1 protein-coding gene is annotated in these 1,904 nt (G+C 38.4%); it reads right to left on the bottom strand.

The window, feature by feature from the left end:
• Positions 1 to 1,904 (bottom strand): SusC/RagA family TonB-linked outer membrane protein (locus B2X72_RS00030; RefSeq protein WP_286847966.1); only part of this gene is annotated, 1,904 nt, incomplete at both ends.

Raw genomic sequence — 1,904 nt, forward strand, 5'->3', positions numbered from 1 at the left:
ATGAGCCATCTCTTCTAAAAGATGCTTCCGCAAAATATTTACCCGCGTAATTATAACGAGCGCGAGACAAGAAACTTTCTACACGATAATCTTCTTGATAGTCATAAAGCGACGTGATTTTGGTAAAATTAACCATATCCGTTTGGCCTTCAAAAATTTCATCTGTTTTATAGCCATATAGATAACTCCAGTTGTCAGAATAATTCTCATGTCCTGCCAATATATCCAGATGGTGTAAACCAAAATCTTTGTTCCAAGTCAATAATTGTTGAACTGTATAGTTTTTGTAGCGATAAATATTCCTAGCCGCTCTACCCTGACCTGCACCATCCCCTATTATTGCGTTATTATACGTACGACGTTCTGAATTGCGAAGATTTAAATCACCGTTTAAAGTCAATGTAAAATCTTTCAGAAACTTGAATTCAAGAAAGCCTCTACCATTTACTGTATTACGAATCGTTTGGTCTCTGTTTAATTCATTTTCCCAAATGGTATGTCTTCCTACATATTGCAATCTTGTAGATTCACCGTTATCATACTGTATTTTTCCGGCCTCGTCCAATGCATAAGATCCGTCTGCGTTATGCAAATGAATTGGATAGATTGGTGCTATCGATCTTGCATAGTTATACGGATTAACAAATGAACTTGCATCGTCAGTAGAACCGCTAATTTGATTTGAGATCTGATGTGAACCTGCTAAGTTAAAGCCATACTTGAACCAATCTTTAGCTTGAAGTTCGGCATTTAATCGTCCAGTAAATCTTTTTAAACCCGAATTTTTAATGTATCCTTTCTCGTCCAGGTATCCTGTCGAATAAAAAACCTTTGCTTTATCTGTAGCGGTAGTTCCATCAATGTTATAATTTTGACGATGTCCAACGCGATCTACTTCTTTAAACCAATCCAAGTCGTCTGCATATCCACTTTTTATCTGGGCATCAGAGACAAGCTTTCCATTGGAATCAAATAATTTATCATCAGCTTTATCATAGATGTTTAATTTCAAATAATTGCTCACCAAAGATTTGGTTGCTTCATTATTTGCAGATTGAACTGTTGGATAGGATGCCGAATTGTTAGTTAGTAAACTATTTCTATATCCCTGCCACATGGCTTCCATAAATTGTCTATCATTCACGCGATCGTATTCGGCAATACCTCTCGAGTAGAAACCTTGGTCTGTTGAGATATTAACCTGAGAACGGCCAGCCTTACCCTTCTTGGTGGTAATAATAATAACCCCATTACTAGCCCGACTTCCATAAAGTGCAGATGATGAAGCATCTTTTAACACTGAAATACTTTCCACATCATTGGGGTTGATATCGGAAATATTACCACCAAAAGGTACACCGTCCACGACATACAGCGGGTTGTTAGATCCATTCAATGATGAAAATCCACGTATCCGTATACTAGGTTCTGCACCTGGCATACCAGAAGTGTTGTTCAGTTGAATACCAGCAGCAGATCCCTCTAAAGCTGCAAATGCATTGGTAACTGGTCTCTTTTCGATATCTTTAGCAGAGACGGAGGTTACGGATCCAGTCACAGATTCTTTTTTGGCAGTACCATAAGCGACTACGACAACCTCATCTAATGCTGTATTCTGATCCTCTAGTGACACGTTGAATAATGACTGTCCATCTTTAACGATTATAGTCTTATCAGAATGACCGACATACCTGAAAACCATTACTTTACCAACAGGAACTGATAAAGAATATTTTCCATTTGCATCTGTTTGAGTAGCAATGTTTGATCCTTGAACAGCAATTGTAACTCCTACCAACGGTTTCCCGTCAGCGCCAGTTACACGACCGCTTACTTTCTTCTCTTGCGCAAAAGCAACAGAAGAAAGGATCATACTCCCCACGAAAAAACTGAGTAGTTTGTGT

Origin of the sequence: Sphingobacterium sp. UBA7253 (genome assembly GCF_002472745.1) — a bacterium.
GTDB classification, from domain to species: Bacteria; Bacteroidota; Bacteroidia; order Sphingobacteriales; family Sphingobacteriaceae; genus Sphingobacterium; species Sphingobacterium siyangense.